The sequence below is a fragment of the Pontibacter actiniarum genome (genome assembly GCF_003585765.1).
In the GTDB taxonomy this organism is placed as follows: domain Bacteria; phylum Bacteroidota; class Bacteroidia; order Cytophagales; family Hymenobacteraceae; genus Pontibacter; species Pontibacter actiniarum.
In genome coordinates, this window is the sequence record NZ_CP021235.1 from 1,784,945 (window position 1) to 1,804,469 (window position 19,525).

The following is a 19,525-nucleotide window of genomic DNA, read 5'->3' on the forward strand; positions in this document are numbered from 1 at the left end:
AGTAGCTGTTCCAGCTAAGTTATGCTACCAGCGCGTCAGGAGGTTTCCTGTTCTAGCGTGCCTTTCATACTTCTCCAGAACCCTTGGCTGTTCTTGGCCATAGGCTACGAAAGTAAAAGCAGCATAACCGTTATTATTCGTATTCTTTTCATCTCTAACTTTTTATGCACCAAAGTGGCAGGAGAACAGGACAAGTATAAACCTGCCATTGAGCGGCTCCTCCCCCTTTCTGCAGGCACTCTTTCGGCTGTCTGATGGAGCCTTTGTGCGTGGCTACGGCATGTAGCAGGGGCTGCAATAGCCTCTAGGTGTAAATACGGATGTATGCAGATAAATATATCCCCGTATATGCAACCTTATTTAAAGTTACCACTATAATACATTAATATTCCAATTAAATATAAACGAACGCATAGTATAACAACTGCTGCACCTGCTGTAGATGCCCCTGATGCGCATACCCCGCCAGCTTGAGGAAGAAGGGCTTAAGGTATGCCCGAGCATCGCGCAACACAGCCCTAGCCTGCATTAAAGAGCTATAAAAGCTTTACCAGTGATACATATTGTTTCAAACCTAATCTAACGGATTTATTATGAGAAACAGTTTTACCTTACTTGTTTTGCTATTGCAGGTATGCTGGGCCACGCGTGCCCTTGCCCAGGAAGACCTGGTGAGCGGCAAAGTGACAGGCGCAGCAGAAGGCATGGCCCTGCCTGGGGTGAGCGTTATTGTGAAAGGCACCACCACGGGCACCACCACCGACGCCAACGGCGATTACCAGATCAGGGTGCCGGACGATAATGCCACGCTTGTGTTCCGTTTTCTGGGCTACCAGTCGCGCGAGGTGCCGGTGGGCAGCCAGCGCGTGCTCAACGTGCAGCTAAGCACCGACTCACAGCAACTGGACGAGGTGGTGGTTACCGCCCTTGGTATTACCCGGGAGAAGAAAGCCATTGGCTACGCCTCACAGCAGGTAGAGACGGAGGAGCTGGTGCAAAACCGCCAGCCCAACGTGCTTAACGCGATGCAGGGAAAAGTGGCGGGTGTGACCATTTCAAGTACAGGCGGCGCACCGGGCCAGGGCACCAGCATACAGATCAGGGGGATCAACTCCATCGACCCTACCCGGCCCAACCAGCCCCTCTTTGTTATTGACGGCATCCTGATGGACAACTCCACCTCCACTTTCGGCCAGGGAACTGAGCTAAGGGGCATGAGCAACCGCCTGGCCGACTTAAACCCGAACGACATTGAGAGTATAAACATCCTCAGAGGTGGTGCGGCTACTGCCCTTTACGGCTTGCAGGGCGTCAACGGCGTCGTGGTAATCACCACCAAATCCGGGCGGCAGGGCGAGATGCGGGTAAACTTTACCTCCACCGCCGGCATAGAGGAGGTAAACAAGTTTCCGGACATACAGGACACCTACACGCAAGGATACGCCGGGGAGTACGACCCCACCAGCTTCTGGCCCTCCTGGGGCCCTACCGTGGCGGAGGCGCGCCAGCTGGACCCCACGCACCCCGATGAGCTGTACAACCACATCGAGGACGCTTACGAGCGAGGCCACCAGTTCCGGAACACGATCTCCTTCTCCGGCGGCGGAGAGGCCCTTAGCTTTTTCACCTCCCTCTCCCACCTGACCCACGAAGGCGTGCTGCCTTTTACCGATTACCAGAACGTGTCTGCCCGCCTCAACGCAGAAGCAAGAGTAAGCGACAAGATAAAGATTGGCGGCAACTTCAACTACATTAACTCCGGCGGCAACCGCTACAACGCCGACCGCTTTAACGAGATGCTTAGCTATTGGTCGCCGCGCTGGGACGTTACCGACTACGTGAAGCCCGACGGCACGATGAACACCTACGGCAACGACAACCCGATATACGCGGCGGCAACCAACCAGCTGGAGGATGAGGTAAACCGCTTTATTGGCGGCCTTACCTTCGGCTATACCCCCACCGACTGGCTAACCTTCTCCTACCGCATCGGCCTGGATACCTACAGCGACGACCGCACCCGGACCGCTCCCGGACCACGTGGCTTGCCAGACGAACAGGTACTGGAGGACAATGACCTTGGCTTCGTGCACGAGTACACCACCCGGTTCAGGGCAATCAACTCTACCTTTATCGCCACCCTAAACAAAGACTTTGGAGAAGACTTCTCAGGTACGCTGCGGCTGGGCCACGACCTCTACGACAGGCAGGCGAAAAGCTTCGGTGTGGTAGGCGAAGAACTGGCCGTGTTCGACTACTTCAGGCTCTCCAACGCCAGGTTCCTTTCTACTGAGGAAGAAGAAATAGAGTACCGCCTGATGGGTATCTTCGCAGAGGCCTCACTCGACTACAAGGATTTCCTGTTTTTGACCCTGACCGGCAGAAACGACATCACCTCCTCCCTGGCGAGCTCCAACAGGTCTTTCTTCTATCCTTCGGCAAGTATAAGCTACCTGTTCTCAGAGCACCTGGAGCTGCCCGCGTTCATTAACCAGAGCAAGCTGCGCTTGTCCTACGCACAAATGGGTAAAGACGCCCAGCCCTACTCCATCTCATCCGGCTTTGCTCCTTACCCCACGCTGCCGACAGGCTATACGGGTGTAACCAGGGATGAGCTGCTGGGCAACCCCGGACTAAAGCCGGAATACACCAACACCTTTGAGGCAGGGCTTGAGATGGCCTTTCTGGATAACCGCATCGGCTTCGATGTTACCTATTACTACTCCATCAGCAAAGACCAGATCCTGAACATTAACGTTGCCAACACCACAGGCTATATACTATCAGCGATAAACGCCGGCGAAATGCGCAACAAAGGCATAGAGCTCGTTTTAAACGCCACACCCGTGCGCACGAACAACTTTACCTGGGATACCAAGCTCATCTTCTCAGCCAACGACAACAAGATACTGGAGATACCCGAAGGGCTCGATGAGATTGTGTACGCCTCGCAGTTTGGCTACGTAGGCTCCACAGTAACCCTGAAGCTGGTAGAGGGGCAGCCCTACGGCAACATTTACGGCACGCACTGGAAACGCTACTACGGCCCCGGCGAGGAGGAGGACCCGCGCTTTGTGGATGAGTCGCGGCCAATCGTTATCGGCGAAAACGGGTTTCCGGTACGGGCCCCTCTGGCCAGCCAAAAGATTCTCGGCAACTCACAGCCCGACTGGATCGGCGGCTTCACGAACACCTTCACCTACAAGAACCTTAGCCTGACCGCTTTGCTGGATGCCCGCGTGGGCCAGGAGAAGTATAACCAGATGGATAACTTCTTTGCCGCCTTTGGCATTGCGGAGTACACCGAGAACCGCAACCAGACGGTCGTGTTCCCCGGGGTGCTGGAAGACGGCACACCAAACACAAAAGAAGTATGGCTGGGCCAGGGTGTAGGGCCCGACGGCGTGGACTACGGAAACGGCTACTACCGAAACTACTACCGTGGCGTGTCGGAGAACTTTGTGGAGGATGCTTCCTGGGTGCGCCTGCGCTCGCTCACCCTCAACTACAGCCTGCCGCAAAAGTGGTTTGAGAGCATCTTTATCAGGAATGCCTCTGTTTCGCTCACCGGCAACAACCTGTGGCTCTCCACGGACTACAAGGGCTACGACCCTGAAACCAGCTTCTCCCCCAGCGGAAGCAACGTAGACGGCTTCTCCGGCTTTACCTACCCGGCGGTCAGAAGCTACCTGTTCACCCTTAATGTTGGATTTTAAACTACAGCGGTATGAAAAAGATTCTTCAATACATGTTCGCCCTGATGATGGTTGGGGCAGTGAGTGGCCTGCAGAGCTGTGAGGATTATTTTGACCTGGAGGATAACCCCAACCTGGTCACTGACCCGCCTCTGCGCACCCTGCTCTCCACCACCACGCACAAAACAGCCATGAACAGCTACCGCGTGGCCTCCATCACCTCGTACTTTGCGCAGTACCTGGCCAGCTCTACCCAGGGAAGCGCTACAGACACCTACGAGATAGCCGACTACACCACCACATGGGACCAGCTGTACCTGGCGATGGCCGATATTTACGACATGCGCCAAAAAGCCGTAGCGGAGGGGGCCTCTGATTACGTGGGGGTAGCCGACATTCTGCTGGCCTACCACCTCAGCCTGGTAGCGGACCTGTGGGGAGACGCCCCTTACTCAGAGGCTTTCATAAACACGACCCTCACCCCTTCCTTCGACTCGGCAGAGGAGCTGCACCAGGAATCACTGCGGCTGCTGGACGAAGCTGTTGCAGAGCTGAGCAAGACCGAGTCCAGCGTGATACTGGACCCGGTCAGCGACCTGATACACGGCGGCAGCAAGGACAACTGGGTTAAAACCGCCTATGCCCTGAAGGCACGGCAGCTGAACAAGCTCACCGGAACGGCAGCCTACGACCCGCAGGCTGTGCTCGCTGCCGTAGAGAACTCCTACACCTCCAACGCCGACAATGCCGACATGGCTGTTTTTGCCACACGAAACCCCTGGGCTCAGGTTGCCCTGGATAACGAGAACCTGTTGCTGGGCGGCTGGCTCTCAGAGCAGCTGATAGAGCACCTCGACGGCACCACCTATGGCTTTGTAGACCCGCGCCTGACGCAAATCACCGACCCGACTGTGAACGGAGACTTCGTGGGCACCCCTAACGGCGCTGGCAACGTGCCGCCGGGCAGCAGCACCGTGCAGGATGAAAACTACATCTCCCGCAACTCCCCCCTAACCGGCGACGAGTCTCCTTTGATCATCGTATCGTACCCCGAGGTGAAAATGATTGAGGCGGAAGCCGCTTTGCGGGCAGGGCAAACAGAAAGAGCGTACGAGGCGTACCTGGAGGGCATAAGGGCAAGTATGGAGCTGCTTGAGGTAGACCCGGCCGAGGTGCAGGAGTACCTTACAAACCCTGCCGTGGCTGTGGGTGCCGCCAACCTGACGCTTGCCGATATCTTCCGGGAGAAGTATGTTATCACCTACTTGAACCCGGAAGCCTGGAACGACGCCCGCCGCTTCGACTACCAATACGCAGGCTTTACACTTCCTGAAAACGCCGCCCTGCCAACCTTTATCCGCCGGGTAGCCTACCCTACCGGGGAAACCTCCAAAAACCCGAACACGCCGGAGATAACTGATCTGGCAGACCCGCTCTGGTGGGACCAGTAAGCAAGTACAACGTATAAAACACAGAAGAGCCGCTGCCATGGCAGCGGCTCTTCTGTGTTTACAAGTATGGTGCGAACCTAGGCTCTGATCTGACCTTTTCCTTTCACCACCCACTTATAGCTCGTCAGCTCGTCCAGGGCCATGGGGCCGCGGGCGTGCAGCTTTTGCGTGCTGATGCCGATTTCGGCTCCCAATCCGAACTGCGCCCCATCCGTAAAGGCAGTGGACGTGTTGGCGTAAACAGCGGCGGCATCCACAGCCTTAAGGAAGTGGTCCACGTGCGCCTCGTTTTCCGAAATAATCGCCTCGCTGTGCTGCGAAGTGTTGGCGTTGATATGCGCTATCGCCTCCTCCAGGCCACCCACTGTTTTCACGGCAAGCTTCAGCGACAGGAACTCCGTACCGAAATGCTCCTCTGTTGCCTCCTGAAGCTTTTCGCTTGGGTAGGTATCTTTTAAAGCAGCATAGGCCGGAGCATCAGCAAACAGCTCCACCCCTTTCTCGGCCAGGCCTTTGCCGATCTCGGCTAAATCCGGCAGGCGGTCCTCATGTATCACGAGGCAATCCAGCGCGTTGCAAACACTCACGCGGCGCGTCTTGGCGTTCACCACAATGTCTTTCCCGCTGGCGAGGTCTGCAAACTCATCAAAGTACGTATGCACGATGCCGGCACCGGTTTCAATGACAGGCACCTTGGAGTTTTCGCGCACATAGTTGATGAGCCCCTGGCTTCCGCGCGGGATGATAATATCTACATAGCCCACCGCGTGCAGCATCTCCTGCGTCGAAGAGCGGTCCGGTGGCAGCAGCTGCACAATGTTCTTATCCACGCCGTTTTGCTCCAGCACCTCATGGATCAGCTGCACGATGGCAGCGTTGGAGTCTTTGGCATCGCTGCCGCCTTTCAGCAGCAGGGCATTGCCGGAGCGCAGGCACAGGCTAAACACATCGAAGGTAACGTTTGGCCGCGCCTCATAGATGATGCCGATAACGCCAAGCGGCACCGACACCTTCTTCATCTCCAGCCCGTTGTCCAGGTGGCGCTCCGAGAGCACCTTGCCCAGCGGCGAAGGAAGGCTGGCCACGTTGCGGATATCGGCGGCAATGCCTTCTATGCGCTCTTCGGTCAGTTTCAGCCGGTCATACTTGGGGTCGCTGGTTTCCATCCGGTCCAGGTCCTGCTGGTTTGCCGCCAGGATGGTGCCTGTAGCCGCAACGGCTTTGGCAGCCAGGTCCTCCAGCACCTGCTTCACTTTATCTTCTGACAGTAAGTTTAGTTTTCTGCTTGCTTGTTTTACACTGTTAAAAACCTGTTGCAAAGCCATAGTTTATAGGGTATGGTATTTAAATAAGTACAAATAATTATAATGGATGATCGGCTTCTGGTTGCTCAGCCCGATGCGGTCTGTGGCTTTCTTGGAGCCGTACTCAGCCTTGCCGAGGCCCAGTTTCTCACCGTTTTCATCCTTGATGCGGATAATGTCGCCTTTCGAGAAGTTGCCTGTGATGCCCACCACACCAACCGGCAGCAGACTGGCGGCCTCATCGGCATGCAGCGCCTCTTTGGCACCTTCGTTCACGATAACCTCTCCCTTGGTGTAGTTATCGCTGTGCGCCACCCACTTCTTAGGGTTCGGCTTCGAGGACTCCGGCTCAAAATAGGTCGCCTTCAGCTGCCCGTTATAAAAGTCCAGGAGCACATTGTCGCGGTTACCGTTGGCGATATACACGTGTATGCCCAGGTAAGCCGCTTTTTTGGCCATTTTCATTTTACTGCCCATGCCGCCGCGCCCAAAGGTAGATTTGGAGGTAGCGATATAGCGGCTCACGCCGGACGCCCGGCGGCCAACGCGCTCGATCAGCTGGGAACCGGGGTCGCTCGGGTGGCCTTTGTAGATGCCGTCCACGTTGGTGAGCAGGAGCAGTGTGTCTGCGTCAATCATGGCGGCAGTCATACTTGCCAGCTCGTCGTTATCGGTAAACATCAGCTCGGTTACGGCCACGGCGTCATTCTCGTTAATGATCGGGATAATGCCGTGGTTGAGCAGGCCGAGCAGGCAGTCTTTGATGTTGAGGTAGTGGCGGCGCGAGAGAAAATCCTGCGGCGTTACCACGATCTGGGCAATCTGATGCCCCTCCTCCTGAAACAGCTCCTTATAGGACTGTACAATATCTATTTGCCCTACGGAGGCGAGAATCTGCTTTCTGACCACAGACTCTGTTTTGTCTTCTATCTTTACGTTGTTTCTTGCAAAGGCCACTGCCCCCGACGAAACCAGCACCACCTGGATGCCCTGCTCCTTCAGAAAAGCCATTTGTTTGACAAGAGAAGCCATGCGTTGTCTGTCCGGCGAGCCATCCTCCTGGGTTAGCACGTTGGAGCCGATTTTTACGACAACTAGCTGTGGCTGATAATTCATACTGTTTTGGGTTTGTTAAACAATCGTTTAGCAGCGGCGGCAGCCTGTGCTGCCGCGCTGTAATGGCAATGCTCCTTTTTAGGCGGGTAAACGCTGCGCACACTGCCCGTTGGGAGGAACACAGCAAACGCCTGCGCCACGTGGTAGGCACAAAAAAAGATGCTGTTCTGCGGCAGTCTTCACCGGAGAGCCATGTCTCCGAGCCTGCCACAGAACAGCATTCCTTTTTATCTCCCGTATTACACGGACTCTTTCTCGCGCTGCTCCTTCAGGTCGAGGATTCTTTTGTAAGACCCCACCAGGCCCTTGATAACAGCAGAGCTCAGGCCCTGGTGCTCCATCTCGTTAAGGCCTGTAATGGTGCAGCCTTCCGGCGTGGTCACCTTGTCGATTTCCTGCTCCGGGTGCGATTTATTGATGGTGAGCAAGGTAGAGGCACCTTTGCTTACCTGCACGGCAATCTTCTGCGCATCTTCGGCATCCAGGCCAAGCTGAATACCACCCTGCGTTACGGCACGGATAAAGCGCATGTTAAAGGCGATGCCGCTGGAGCAAAGCACGGTGGCGCCGGCCATCAGCTCCTCCTCAATCACCAGAGTCTCCCCTACGCAGTTAAAGATCTCCTTCACCTGGTCTTCCACCAGGCTCGCTTTATCGTTAAAGGCAAGGCACGTCATGGACTGCTGCACGGCAATGGCCGTATTCGGCATGCTGCGAACTACGGCAAAGTCACCTACAATCTCTGTGATATAATCGATGGTAACACCGGCAATAACGCTCAGCAACACGTGCTTTTCAGGGTCCAGCACCGGCATGATTTCCTTTAGTACATTTTCGAGGTGCGCCGGCTGTACGCAGAGCAGCACAAAGCGTGCGTTTCTAACGGCAAATGTGTTGTCGCTAGTGACCTGCACCCCCTGATCTTTCAGGTGCTGTAATGACTTCGTGTTTCTCCTGGTGACATAGAGGTTTTCCGGCTCATACTGGCCATTTCTAAGTAGTCCTTCCGCAATTGATTTTCCGAGGTTTCCTGCTCCCAGGATAGCTACGTTATCTGTCTGCATTCTATCTGTTTCTATTGATATATTCAGTGGATACTGAGTTAAACAACTTGAGTTTCGAATACAAAAGTACAAAATTTAAACTGTCATTAAAAATCGCAACAATTTGAACTACATGATTTAAACGCCATTTACCCCTATTCAGGCCCGTTTCCATCACCCTTGCATAATCCTATTATTACACCCACAACGTTATGATATCGCACATAAAGTACAATGCCTGCCCACCTCAAAAGAACGCTGTAAAAAGGACCGGAAAAAAAGTTGAAATTAATCTCCGGCAAGGGTGAAAAACAGCCACAGCAGCAGCTGGCACGAGTGCTCCAGGCTGTGCTTTCAGCGGCAGAAAACACAGCGGATTCGTCTACAAAAAGACCAGCTAAATTAAAGGGCACGGCGAGCATAGCAGGAGCTGAGCGAGCAGCTAACACCAAGGCCGCGGCTACGTTTGAGTTGCATCTTAGCGTTTAAACAACCATGCCTGATTTTTAACTATGGCAAGGCGCCCGCTTTGCGTAAAGCCACGCCACGCCTCCGGCAGGTGAAGACAGCCAAGGCAAGGCTTACCGGCCACAGCACAGCCGCTGCACGCCAAGGTGCGCCAGCAGGAAGGCAAAAATATGAGCGAGAAGGGTTTCAAAAAGACGAACCTTTACATGCCGGCCCGCCTCCGCCACGTTACCGGAAGCTAGAACTTCTCCTCCACCCCTAAGCCGAACAACGCATAGTCATACTTCACAGGGTCAGCGGGGTCGAAGGTTCGCAGGTGCGCCGTAAGCTCTTCGGCCGTCTGCCAGTCCATCCCCGGTCTGGTGATCAGGCCAAGGCGGCGCGCCACCCGCTCCACATGCACATCGCAGGGGCAAACCAGGTCGCTCATCGGCAGCGCCTGCCAGATGCCGAAGTCAACACCACCGTTATCCCGGCGCACCATCCAGCGCAGGTACATGTTCAGGCGTTTGCAGGCAGATTTTCGGGCGGGCGTGGCCACGTGCTTGCGCGTGCGCTGAGGGGCATCCTCCAAGCTGAACACCAGGTTATGGAAATGCTCCAGCCGCTCCTTCTGCGTGCTTAACTGCTGACGCTCCCCCACAAAGGCCGTCTCCAGGCTCTCGTGCCGGGCGTAGTACCAACGGAAGAAGTGCAGGAGGTAAAGCAGGTCGGTTTCGTTAAAGGTGCGGTGCTTAAAGCCGAGGAAGCGCTGCAGGTCCTGCTCCCGGTGGTGAAGTATAAAGTCGTGCGGGGCGTTATCCATGAGGTCCATCAGTTTGAGGCAGTTGTTGATGATGGTCTTGCGCTGCCCCCAGGCAAGTATGGCCGCAAAAAAGCCGCTGATCTCGATGTCCTGCTTCTTTGTGAAACGGTGTGGTATCGACACCGGGTCATGGGGTATAAAGTCAGGCTGGTTGTACTTTTCTACCCGATCATCGAGCAGAGCTTTTACAGAGGCTAAATCAGGTTGTATCATGGTTGCAGTATACTGCTGCGCAGCAGATTTTGATTAAAACACTGCAAACCTAAAGTAAAAGCCGCTGATAAAAAGCCTTGGTAAGCATAATAGGTGTAACGGGCTGTGGCGGCATTGATAGTAGCAACATTTTAGTATCAGCTTACTTTGTTTTGCAGTGGTAGCTAATTTACTCCAAACCTTTGGCCCCGGATTTCTCCATCTCCTTTATGCTGCAGGTTGATTACTTAATGGAGCAATTAAAAAAACACCTATTTCATAGATGCATCTCTGCCAGGTTTTCCTGCGCCTATGGCATCCACCTGGCAGGTATCCTGCTGTTAGCTGGCGAAATCATAAACGTCAGGTGCTGGTTACACGACCAGAGGTTTACTACAGAACCGCAGCGCGAATACTGCACGGCAGTGAAATTTACCGGATGGCAAAAGTATTAACGGCCGCAGGCTGTGTACTCATAGGCATCAATATCCGGGATTTGGAGGGGCTGATTTATACCGTCTGCTGGAGAGCCTGTCCGTTTATACTTTCGGCACGGTGGCTCTGCTAGTGGCCATGGCCCCTTCTACGTTTAAACATGAAAAAACAGCGCCGCAACACAGGTGAAATGCACCAGCGCAACCTGGGCCAAAAATAACAGGTTAAACAGGTATAACTGAGCGGCTAATTGTTACGGGCAGGGGAAATCTGAGTGAGATTTTCAGCAGATTAACTAACTTTGGTTTGCAAGACAACAAAATCAAGCATAGTTTTACTCCCTTATTAAGGATACAAATAAGTTAATTGTATGGCAACCACTGCTGATATTAAAAACGGCGTTGTACTTGAATACAACAACGACCTTTACGTGGTAACTGATTTCCAGCACGTAAAACCAGGCAAAGGCCCTGCGTTTGTTAGAACAAAGCTGAAGAACGTAAGAACTGGCAAAGTGCTGGACAATACTTTCTCAGCAGGACACAAGATCACCACTGCCCGTGTGGAGCAGCGCCCGCACCAGTTCATATTCAAAGACGACTTAGGCTACCACTTTATGGACCTAAACACGTTTGAGCAGGTTTCTTTAGAGGATGCGATGGTGCCCTTTGCGGACCTGATGAAAGAAGGACAGGAAGTAACCATCCTTTTCCACGCCGAGACAGAGACGCCATTAACTTGCGAAATCCCTCCGTTTGTTGAACTGACCATTACGTATACTGAACCAGGCCTGAAAGGCGACACAGCCACGAACGCCTCTAAGCCAGCCATCGTGGAGACAGGCGCGACCATCCAGGTGCCGTTGTTCATTGGCCAGGACGAAAAAATTAAAGTAGACACTCGTACGTACTCATACGCAGAAAGAGTTAAATAAAACATGAAAGCGAAAGAAATCCAGGACCTCATCGACTTTATCGCCAAATCCGGCCTGAATAAAGTTAACATCGAAACAGAAGAATTTAAGATCTCGGTTAAGCGCGATCCGGACCAGAAGGTAACGTATGTGAAGGACTCCGGCGCTGCCCATGCAGCCGCCCCTGCTCCTGTTGCCGCGCCACAGGCTGCACCTGCGCCTGCTGCTGCCCCGGCTCCTGCCGCTGCGCCTGCCCCAGCCTCTGACGACAGCAAGTATGTTGCCATCAAGGCGCCGATGATCGGTACGTTCTACCGCGCCTCCAGCCCAGACACGCCTGTGTTTGTAAACGTAGGCGACGAAGTGAAAAAAGGCCAGGTAATCTGCATCATTGAGGCCATGAAGCTTTTCAATGAGATTGAGTCAGAAGTATCGGGCAAAATTGTGAAGGTGTTGGTAGACAATGCCTCTCCTGTGGAGTATGACCAGCCACTGTTCCTGGTAGATCCATCTTAATTAGAAGTTATAAATTAAAAATTAGTAGTAGAGGAAGCACCGGTACACGGCTTCCTCATACTTGCTATTTCTAATTCCTAACTCCTAATTTTTAATTCGACAAGCATGTTTAAAAAGATACTGATTGCCAACCGTGGTGAGATTGCCCTGCGCATTATCCGCACCTGTAAGGAGATGGGCATCAAAACGGTGGCCGTTTATTCTACTGCCGACAAGGAAAGCCTGCACGTGCGCTTTGCGGACGAAGCCGTTTGTATTGGCCCTGCCCCAAGTGCGCAGTCTTACCTCAACATCCCAAACATTATTGCGGCGGCAGAGATAACAAACGCTGACGCGATTCACCCTGGCTACGGCTTCCTTTCTGAGAACGCGGAGTTTTCGCGCATCTGTGCCGAGAACGGCATCAAGTTCATCGGCGCCTCTCCGGAGATGATCAACCAGATGGGCGACAAGGCATCTGCCAAGGACACCATGAAAAAAGCCGGTGTGCCAACCATCCCAGGCTCTGACGGACTCCTGAAGTCTGTGGAGGAAGGCCTGAAGATTGCCAGCAAGATTCAATACCCTGTTATACTGAAGGCAACTGCCGGTGGCGGTGGCCGTGGTATGCGTATCGTAAAGGATGCCTCTGAGTTTGAGAAGGCCTGGAATGACGCGCGTACCGAGTCTAAGGCAGCCTTTGGCAACGATGGCCTGTACCTGGAGAAATTCGTGGTAGAGCCGCGCCACATCGAGATTCAGCTGATCGGAGACCAGCACGGGCAGGTAGCGCACCTTTCAGAGCGTGACTGCTCTATCCAGCGCCGCCACCAGAAACTGGTGGAAGAGACACCTTCTCCGTTCATCACAGATGAGCTGCGCGAGAAAATGGGCCAGGCTGCCATTGCGGGTGCCAAAGCCATCAACTACGAAGGGGTAGGCACCATTGAGTTCCTCGTGGACAAGAACCGTGACTTCTACTTTATGGAGATGAACACGCGTATCCAGGTGGAGCACCCGATTACCGAAGAGGTGATTGACTACGACCTGATCAAAGAGCAAATCAAGGTAGCAGCAGGCCACAAAATCACGGGCAAGAACTATTACCCTAAGATGCACGCCATCGAGTGCCGCATCAACGCGGAGGACCCTAAAAACAACTTCCGCCCTAGCCCGGGTAAGATCACCACGCTGCACACGCCAGGTGGCCACGGTGTGCGTGTAGACTCACACGTGTACTCCGGCTACATCATTCCGCCGAACTACGATTCCATGATCGCCAAGCTGATCGTGAGCGCGCAGACGCGTGAGGAGGCTCTGGTGAAAATGAAGCGCGCCCTGAGCGAGTTCGTGATCGAAGGCATTAAAACAACTGTGCCTTTCCACCTGAAACTGATGGACGATCCGGGCTTTAAAGAAGGTAACTTCACGACAAAATACCTCGAAGACTTCGACTTCGGCGCTATTGAGTAGAACCAACACACCCACTCTTGAAAGGGCTTATGTCATTAATTGGCAGAAGCCCTTTTTTTATGGCCCGGCGATGGCATACATTATCCCATAATGCTAAAATCAAAGTATATTAGGGCCCTACAACTCCTAAAGGTACTCTACAGCGCATGATGAAAAAGTTGCTCCTCCCCATGGTTTACTGTGCCCTTGCTTTGGCACAGGTTGGTTGCACCAGTAACCTATATTTCGACACCACCATGGCGCCGGAGGTAAAGGTAAGCCCGGAGCAGTGGAAGGTAGCCGTGATCAATGGCTTTGACCCTGCCGCCCTCGACATAAACCGGCAAGGCAAGGCACAGGCCATCGCCGAGGGGGCTTACCATGCCTACGAAGGCGTGCTGCACGCCGTGGAGAATGATGATAGCTTTGTACTGGTGCACGAGGACAGCCTGTTCCAAGGCGTGACGGGTGATTTGCAGCCGCAGCATGTGCAGGACCTCTACATGCGCCACCCCCACCACCTGCTCCTGGTGTTGGAGAACTTTAACGTGAGCTTTGATAAGGAGGTGGAGCGGGTGCAGGACGAAAACCAGGAGGTAGAAAAAATCGCCCACTACACCCTGCAAACCACCGCAACCTGGGCTATGTTCGACAGCACCGGCCTGCTGCTAGACCGCAGCACCATCACCCGCCAGGAGCCGTATGACTCCCGCACCGTGATAAGCGGGCTACTGGCCATCGGCCCCTCTTACGCCAACGCCATCGAAACGGTAAACGCCCTGAGCCACCAGATCGGGGCTGCTTACTGGTCGCGCCTGTACCCGCGCTCCGGCACGTTTACCCGCACGCTCTACACCAACAGCGCCCTCTCGCCAGCCGTGCTGCTGATGCACCAGCGCCACTGGGATGAGGCAATCGAACATCTACAGCCCCTGACCACCTCTGAGAGTAAAAGCCTGAGCGGCAAGGCCGCACATAACCTGGCCGTGGCGTATGAACAGAAGGGCAAGTTGGAGGAAGCGAAGAAGTGGGCTGTTTTTGCAAAGGCCCGTGGCGCCAAACTTGCCAACCAGCTGCTGCTGATGTATAAATAACACCCGCACAAAGAAACAGCGAATAACTGTAGCAGGCATAACAGCAAAAAGAAGCCCCGGCAACGCATGCCGGGGCTTCTTTTTGACAGTCTCCGCTGGTTGGTTTATTTCGTGGAAATATGCACGACGCCGTTCCTGCCCTTCTCCCCGTACTTCTCTACCGCATCGGTGCTCTTAGACACCTCAATGGAGGTGATGGTTCCCGGGTCCACAGCGAGCATTTTCTGATAGCTGATTTCTTTGCCGTTCAGGAAGTACAGGGCATCCTTGCCTGCCTCAAAAAAACCGCTTACCCCGGAGGTGCTCTCAACCGAGACACTGGCAGAGCCACCCGCTCCTGTGTTAACCTTATTGATTTTTTCCTGCAGTGCTTTCGCTTCGGCTGAGTCTTTACCGCCCTTTGTGGTGATCACCACAACACCAGTTACGTCTCCACCTGCTACAAGCCGTTGCGCCTTTTCCCCTTTCAGCACATCCACCTTCTCAATCTGGTTAGGGTCCAGGCTCTTTACGCTGCCGGCATCCGTGCGCTTTCCGTCTACAAAGTAGACTAGCCCCTCCTGCAGCAGCCCAGTGGATGTGCCACTACCCTTACTTGCAGTTGTGCCGGCGGTTTGCGCGGCGCCACTACGGACAAGGCTTTGCGCTGCCTGCTCCACCTCGGCTTTCGAGGTAGTGGTGAGGAGCACCATTACCGCCACAGCCGGTGGCAACAGCAGGTACTTGAGTTTGTTCAGTGGGTTTGACTTTTCTTTGTTCATCATCATAATTCTGCTTTTTATATGGTTGAAACTGAAACACATGACCAGGTTGCTATCGGGAGGCAGCAAGCCTGCCCGCACCAGGCTGTATTGGTATGTTTTGGAAGGCACGCCCCGCTGCAACACCTGCTGGTCTGCGATAAACTCCAGGTTCTGGCGAATATCCTGCTGCAGGAGCCAGGCGGCCGGGTTGCACCAATAAACTGCTTTTGCCATTTGCCCCAGTAACACATCCAGCGTGTGCAGCTGCCGTGTGTGCGCCTGCTCATGGAGCAGCAGCGCCTCCAGCTCCTGCTCGGTGTGCAGTTGGGGGTTCAGGTAAACGGTGTGCCAGAAAGAGAAGGGACTAACCTGCCCCGACAACTGCCGGTAGGTTTGCCCCTGCCACACGCTGGGGGCTGCATGGCGGTGCAGACGCCACAGCGACGCCAGCTCAAGTATAAACTTGCCCAGCAGCACCAGCACCCCTGCCCCATAGCCCAGCAGCAGCCACTGCCAGTAATCATGCTCCTGTACCTGCGCTGTAGCAGCACTGGCAGCGGGCCAGTTGGGGAGTAGGATGAGTAGCTCTGCGCCCAACTGCGAAGGCTGCGCATAAAGCGGAGACAGGTCGAGCAGCGGAAACAAGGACGACAGCAGCAAGGCTGCCAGCAGGTAAATCCTGTTGTAGGTGTAGAAGGTGAGATGGCGTAGCAGCAACCTGTAAGCCACATAGAATAGCAGCAACGCCAGGTTAGCTTTGAGCAGGTAAAGAACAGCAGCCGGCATATCAGCCCCCCTTCCCTTTCTCGATCATCGCGATGATCTCTTTTAGCTCCTCAGCGCTGACCTTTTGCTCTTTGGCAAAGAAAGACACCACGTCTTTGTAGGAGTTTCGGAAGTAGCTGCCCACAAAACTGCGCATAAACTCTTTCCGGTAGTCCTCTGCCTTTACCAGTGGGGAGTACCGGTAAGAGTTCCCCAGCTTCTCGCCCTGCACATAGCCTTTGCGCTCCAGGTTCTTAACCGTGGAAGCCAGGGTGGTGTACGGCGGCTTCGGCTCGGGCAGCCTTTCCAGTATCTCTTTTGTGAAGCCACCATTTAGCTGCCAGAGCACCTGCATGGCTTCTTCTTCGGGTTGTGTTAATCGCTCCATTTGTTACGAACTTTTCGTAAGTATACGAAAAAGCCGTAACATGTTGTTTATCACACAAGAAAAAATATAATAAAAAAACTGCCGGCGGTGGGGCGGCAGTTTATAGAATGGTGCGAAAGCGGCGAAGTTTAGGCCAGAAGCCAGCTTAAGGCATCTTTGGGGTCAGTAAAATTCTTTACCTCGAATTTTGTCACACCCAATGCCTCGGCTCTGGTCACGACCGATTCAAGGGCAATTTTCGAGAAGATGGCAGAGGGTACTACCCTTGCCATCATTTTAAGTCCTGTTTGGGAGAGCAATTCATAGAAGGTGGAGGCCATCCAGTCTTTCGCGTCGGAGGGTAGTGCCGTGAGCACACGGGCGTCTGCCATGACCAGCGTTATGCCCGTTTCGCGCAAAATCTCGTACAGCTTCGTGCCGCCCTCAACCAGTTCGTCCTTATTTACCGTCCTCAGCCACTCGGCTCTCAGTAAATCCTGTGATTCGTCTACTGCAATCCGATAGAAACCGGAGTCATACTTCGTGTCAAACGGCATAAGCTGAAGGGTTAAAGCCCGCAGGGAGCTTGGTAAAAGTACGTTTTACTTCTCACTCTCCATCAGTTGCTCCAGCTCCTTGTACCAATCCTCCCCGTACTTCAGGATAAGCGGCTCTTTCAGGAATTGATATACGCGCACGCCCAGGTCCTGGCCAAAACTACAGGCGGAGCTGCAGATGCCCCAGCGGTCATAGTTCAGGGCTTCGAAGCCGTCATACTTGGTAATGCGGATAGGGTACAGATGGCAGGAGATCGGTTTCTTCCAGCTGATCTTCCCATCGTAGTAAGCCTGCTCAATGGCGCACTTCAGGCTGTTGTCCTCGTCATAGATGGCGTAGGCGCACTCCCGGTTGCCGATGGTAGGCGTAGAAAAGTCGCCTTCCCAATCCTTGATGTAGAGCCCCTGCTCTTCCACCGCCTTCAGCCCGGTTTCAGACATGTACGGCTTGATCTGCGCATAGCTTTCCTCCAGTATCGTCAGCTCTTCCTCTTCCAGAGGTGCTCCCAGGTCGCCTTCTACACAGCAGGCGCCTTTGCACTTCTCAATATTACACACAAAAAACTGGTCGCGCACATCGTCGCTGATTACGGTATTCTGAAGGACTATCATGTTTGGTTACGCTTAAGGTATAGCAGCCGCGCGCAAAGCCATGCTTTTACTGCCGCACAAGCTATAAGGGAGACAAAGGTAGACAGAAAATAGTTTAAAACGCAGAATGCCTTCGGTTGTCTGACGCCCGGCCATGCAGACCAGCAAAAAAAGAGGCGCTCCGGGGCGCCTCTTTTCTGTTTTATTTCAGTAGCCGCACTTACTGCTGCCTCCTGGGCGAGCCGGAAGCCAGTAGTATGTTCTGCACGTTTTCGTGCTTGGTATAGTCTATGGCGGCCTTGCCGGTGCTGTCTTTCAGGCTGGCATCGGCACCGGCCTGCAGCAGCGCAAGTATAATCTCGAAGTTGGCGTCAATCTCACAGGCCAGCATCAGCGGCGTTTTGCCAGCATTATTCTGAACATTTGGGTCGGCGCCGGCCTGAAGCAGCTTCTCCAGCTCCAGTATGCCAATATGCTGCCCGATGGTGGAGTGCAGGGCCTGCGCCAGCACGGTGTTGCCTTCGTTGTCCTTGATGTTTGGGTTGGCGCCATTCGCGATAAGGGTGTCAATCAGCTGAACCTGCTCCTGCTCGTAGAACTCTGTTTTTATGCGGGAGCTTCGCACAACGTAATGCAGTGCCGTCTGCCCGTTTAAATCCTGCGCATTCACGTCCGCCCCGTTAGCCAGGAGAAGGCTGGTAGTTTTCAGGCGCACCTCCGGCTCGTAAATTACCCCATAGCCCTCCAGCAGCATCGGCACATAAATCGCGTGCATGAGCGGCGTTCGCTTTTGCAGGTTCGCATCATACTCATTCGGCACAGCCTGCGTGTTAACATCGCCTCCGGCGGCTATGGCACGCTTGAGCATGTCGGGGTCACGGTTCACGGCGGCCACCACCACTTTCTGGTTTGGCGTCTCGTTTATGTAGCGCAGCTGCTCATAGGCGTTCACGCTTCCCTTGGCCACCGCCTGGCGGTAGAGCCTGCGGGCCTCATCAATTTTAATCTCGCCCAGCGTGCCTTCTTCGTGAAGCAGCGCCAAGGTATAAATCGCCTCCCGATCGCCGGCCGCAACGCCTTTATTCAGCCAGTAAACGGCCTTCTCCAGGTCTTTGCCCACTCCCTCCCCGTTCAGGTAGAGGTTGGCCAGGGACGTGTAGGAAACGGCATCATTGGCCTGCGCGGCACGGAACAGGTAATTATGGGCCAGGGCATAGTCCTGCAATTCCCCAAAGCCGGTATAGTACATGCTGCCCAGGATGCGGTTACAGAAGGCATCGCCCTCTACCGCCTTCTCCCGGATAACCATGGCTGCCGTGCGCATGTGCTGCAAAAAGCGCTGTTTATCGTCTTCCGTGTGCAGTGTCATCAGCTCGGCCATGCCCAGGTGCCCCAGTACGCTGCCGCTGTCCAGCGCCGTTTGGTAGTAGTAGCGGGCAGAGTCGCGGTTGGCGGCGAAGAACTTCTCGGCGTGCTGCACCTGTTGCAGGGTGTCTATCACCACCGAATCATACTTCAACTCGCGGTACTGCTGCATGCGGCCCAGAAAATAGTAAGCGTCGTGGTCGCCCTGACGGGCTGCCTCGTTAAACTTGTCCTGCGCCTTCTGGAAGTCCAGCGAGGTATAATAATACATGGCCTCATCCATGGCAGGTGTGCGCCACACCCGCCTGATAACGGGCGCCGGTGCCGGGGAAAGCTGCTTGGCGCTTGCCGTGGCCACCGGCTTTGCCTGGGGCGCGGCGGGCTTCTTCGCCGCCGGCTGCGCCTTCTGTGTCTTCGGCGCCGCTTTTTTGGCAGGGGCTGTCTGTGCCACTCCTACCTGGCTGATGCCGCCCAACAGGAGCAACAGCAGGAACTTCTTCATTTTCGGCACGTGGTATGATCTGGTATACTGCATCAGGGTTCGTCAAATAAAGCCTTGGTGAGGCTGCAAAGTAAAGCACTTCAACCTTTTTAATCAAAAATGCTACCAAAACGGCTCCGCAGCGCCAAGTTACGATAATTGTTATAGTTCTGCTGCCAACTAAACGCTTTGC

At 54.3% G+C, this 19,525-nt stretch carries 15 protein-coding genes; 6 read left to right on the forward strand and 9 right to left on the reverse strand.

Annotation, left to right across the window (positions count from 1 at the left end):
• The first annotated feature begins 593 nt into the window (after window positions 1-593).
• Window positions 594-3,716, forward strand: a complete 3,123-nt coding sequence (locus CA264_RS07745) for a SusC/RagA family TonB-linked outer membrane protein (RefSeq protein ID WP_025606061.1) — start codon at window positions 594-596, stop codon at window positions 3,714-3,716.
• A gap of 11 nt (window positions 3,717-3,727) precedes the next feature.
• The gene (locus tag CA264_RS07750) at window positions 3,728-5,146 is read left to right on the forward strand and encodes a SusD/RagB family nutrient-binding outer membrane lipoprotein (protein WP_025606062.1); all 1,419 of its coding nucleotides are present in this window, start codon (window positions 3,728-3,730) and stop codon (window positions 5,144-5,146) included.
• A gap of 77 nt (window positions 5,147-5,223) precedes the next feature.
• Here the strand turns inward: CA264_RS07750 and CA264_RS07755 are convergent, their stop codons facing one another.
• From CA264_RS07755 to CA264_RS07775, 4 genes are all read right to left on the reverse strand, one after another.
• Window positions 5,224-6,471, reverse strand: a complete 1,248-nt coding sequence (locus tag CA264_RS07755; protein ID WP_025606063.1) for a glutamate-5-semialdehyde dehydrogenase — start codon at window positions 6,469-6,471, stop codon at window positions 5,224-5,226.
• Between the two features lie 3 nt (window positions 6,472-6,474).
• Complete coding sequence (gene proB / locus CA264_RS07760) at window positions 6,475-7,566, reverse strand: glutamate 5-kinase (protein ID WP_025606064.1); 1,092 nt, start codon at window positions 7,564-7,566, stop codon at window positions 6,475-6,477.
• A 239-nt stretch (window positions 7,567-7,805) separates the two neighbouring features.
• Window positions 7,806-8,630 (reverse strand): pyrroline-5-carboxylate reductase, encoded by an 825-nt coding sequence (proC, locus tag CA264_RS07765; RefSeq protein ID WP_025606065.1) that lies wholly within the window; start codon window positions 8,628-8,630, stop codon window positions 7,806-7,808.
• Between the two features lie 685 nt (window positions 8,631-9,315).
• On the reverse strand, window positions 9,316-10,095 hold the full coding sequence (locus CA264_RS07775) for a TIGR02757 family protein (protein WP_036775766.1): 780 nt from the start codon (window positions 10,093-10,095) through the stop codon (window positions 9,316-9,318).
• A gap of 784 nt (window positions 10,096-10,879) precedes the next feature.
• Between CA264_RS07775 and efp the strand changes: the two genes are divergently transcribed.
• From efp to CA264_RS07800, 4 genes are all read left to right on the forward strand, one after another.
• Window positions 10,880-11,443: an elongation factor P gene (efp, locus tag CA264_RS07785; protein ID WP_025606073.1), complete on the forward strand. Its 564-nt coding sequence runs from the start codon at window positions 10,880-10,882 to the stop codon at window positions 11,441-11,443.
• Between the two features lie 3 nt (window positions 11,444-11,446).
• Window positions 11,447-11,938: an acetyl-CoA carboxylase biotin carboxyl carrier protein gene (accB, locus tag CA264_RS07790; RefSeq protein WP_025606075.1), complete on the forward strand. Its 492-nt coding sequence runs from the start codon at window positions 11,447-11,449 to the stop codon at window positions 11,936-11,938.
• A gap of 105 nt (window positions 11,939-12,043) precedes the next feature.
• Window positions 12,044-13,390, forward strand: a complete 1,347-nt coding sequence (gene accC, locus CA264_RS07795) for an acetyl-CoA carboxylase biotin carboxylase subunit (RefSeq protein ID WP_025606077.1) — start codon at window positions 12,044-12,046, stop codon at window positions 13,388-13,390.
• Window positions 13,391-13,536: 146 nt separating this feature from the next.
• Window positions 13,537-14,463, forward strand: coding sequence for a DUF6340 family protein (locus tag CA264_RS07800; RefSeq protein ID WP_025606079.1), 927 nt, complete (start codon window positions 13,537-13,539; stop codon window positions 14,461-14,463).
• Between the two features lie 104 nt (window positions 14,464-14,567).
• On the opposite strand, the gene CA264_RS07805 is transcribed toward CA264_RS07800, so the two are convergent.
• The 5 genes from CA264_RS07805 to CA264_RS07825 form a co-directional block, all read right to left on the reverse strand.
• Window positions 14,568-15,992: a M56 family metallopeptidase gene (locus CA264_RS07805; protein ID WP_036775769.1), complete on the reverse strand. Its 1,425-nt coding sequence runs from the start codon at window positions 15,990-15,992 to the stop codon at window positions 14,568-14,570.
• Window position 15,993: 1 nt separating this feature from the next.
• Window positions 15,994-16,359 carry a BlaI/MecI/CopY family transcriptional regulator gene (locus tag CA264_RS07810; protein WP_025606083.1) on the reverse strand — a complete coding sequence of 122 codons (366 nt, stop codon included), beginning with the start codon at window positions 16,357-16,359 and terminating at the stop codon, window positions 15,994-15,996.
• Window positions 16,360-16,487: 128 nt separating this feature from the next.
• The gene (locus tag CA264_RS07815) at window positions 16,488-16,895 is read right to left on the reverse strand and encodes a hypothetical protein (protein ID WP_025606084.1); all 408 of its coding nucleotides are present in this window, start codon (window positions 16,893-16,895) and stop codon (window positions 16,488-16,490) included.
• A gap of 45 nt (window positions 16,896-16,940) precedes the next feature.
• Window positions 16,941-17,507, reverse strand: coding sequence for a DUF3109 family protein (locus tag CA264_RS07820; protein WP_025606085.1), 567 nt, complete (start codon window positions 17,505-17,507; stop codon window positions 16,941-16,943).
• Window positions 17,508-17,706: 199 nt separating this feature from the next.
• Window positions 17,707-19,386 (reverse strand): ankyrin repeat domain-containing protein, encoded by a 1,680-nt coding sequence (locus CA264_RS07825; RefSeq protein ID WP_237151196.1) that lies wholly within the window; start codon window positions 19,384-19,386, stop codon window positions 17,707-17,709.
• Window positions 19,387-19,525 lie beyond the last annotated feature (139 nt).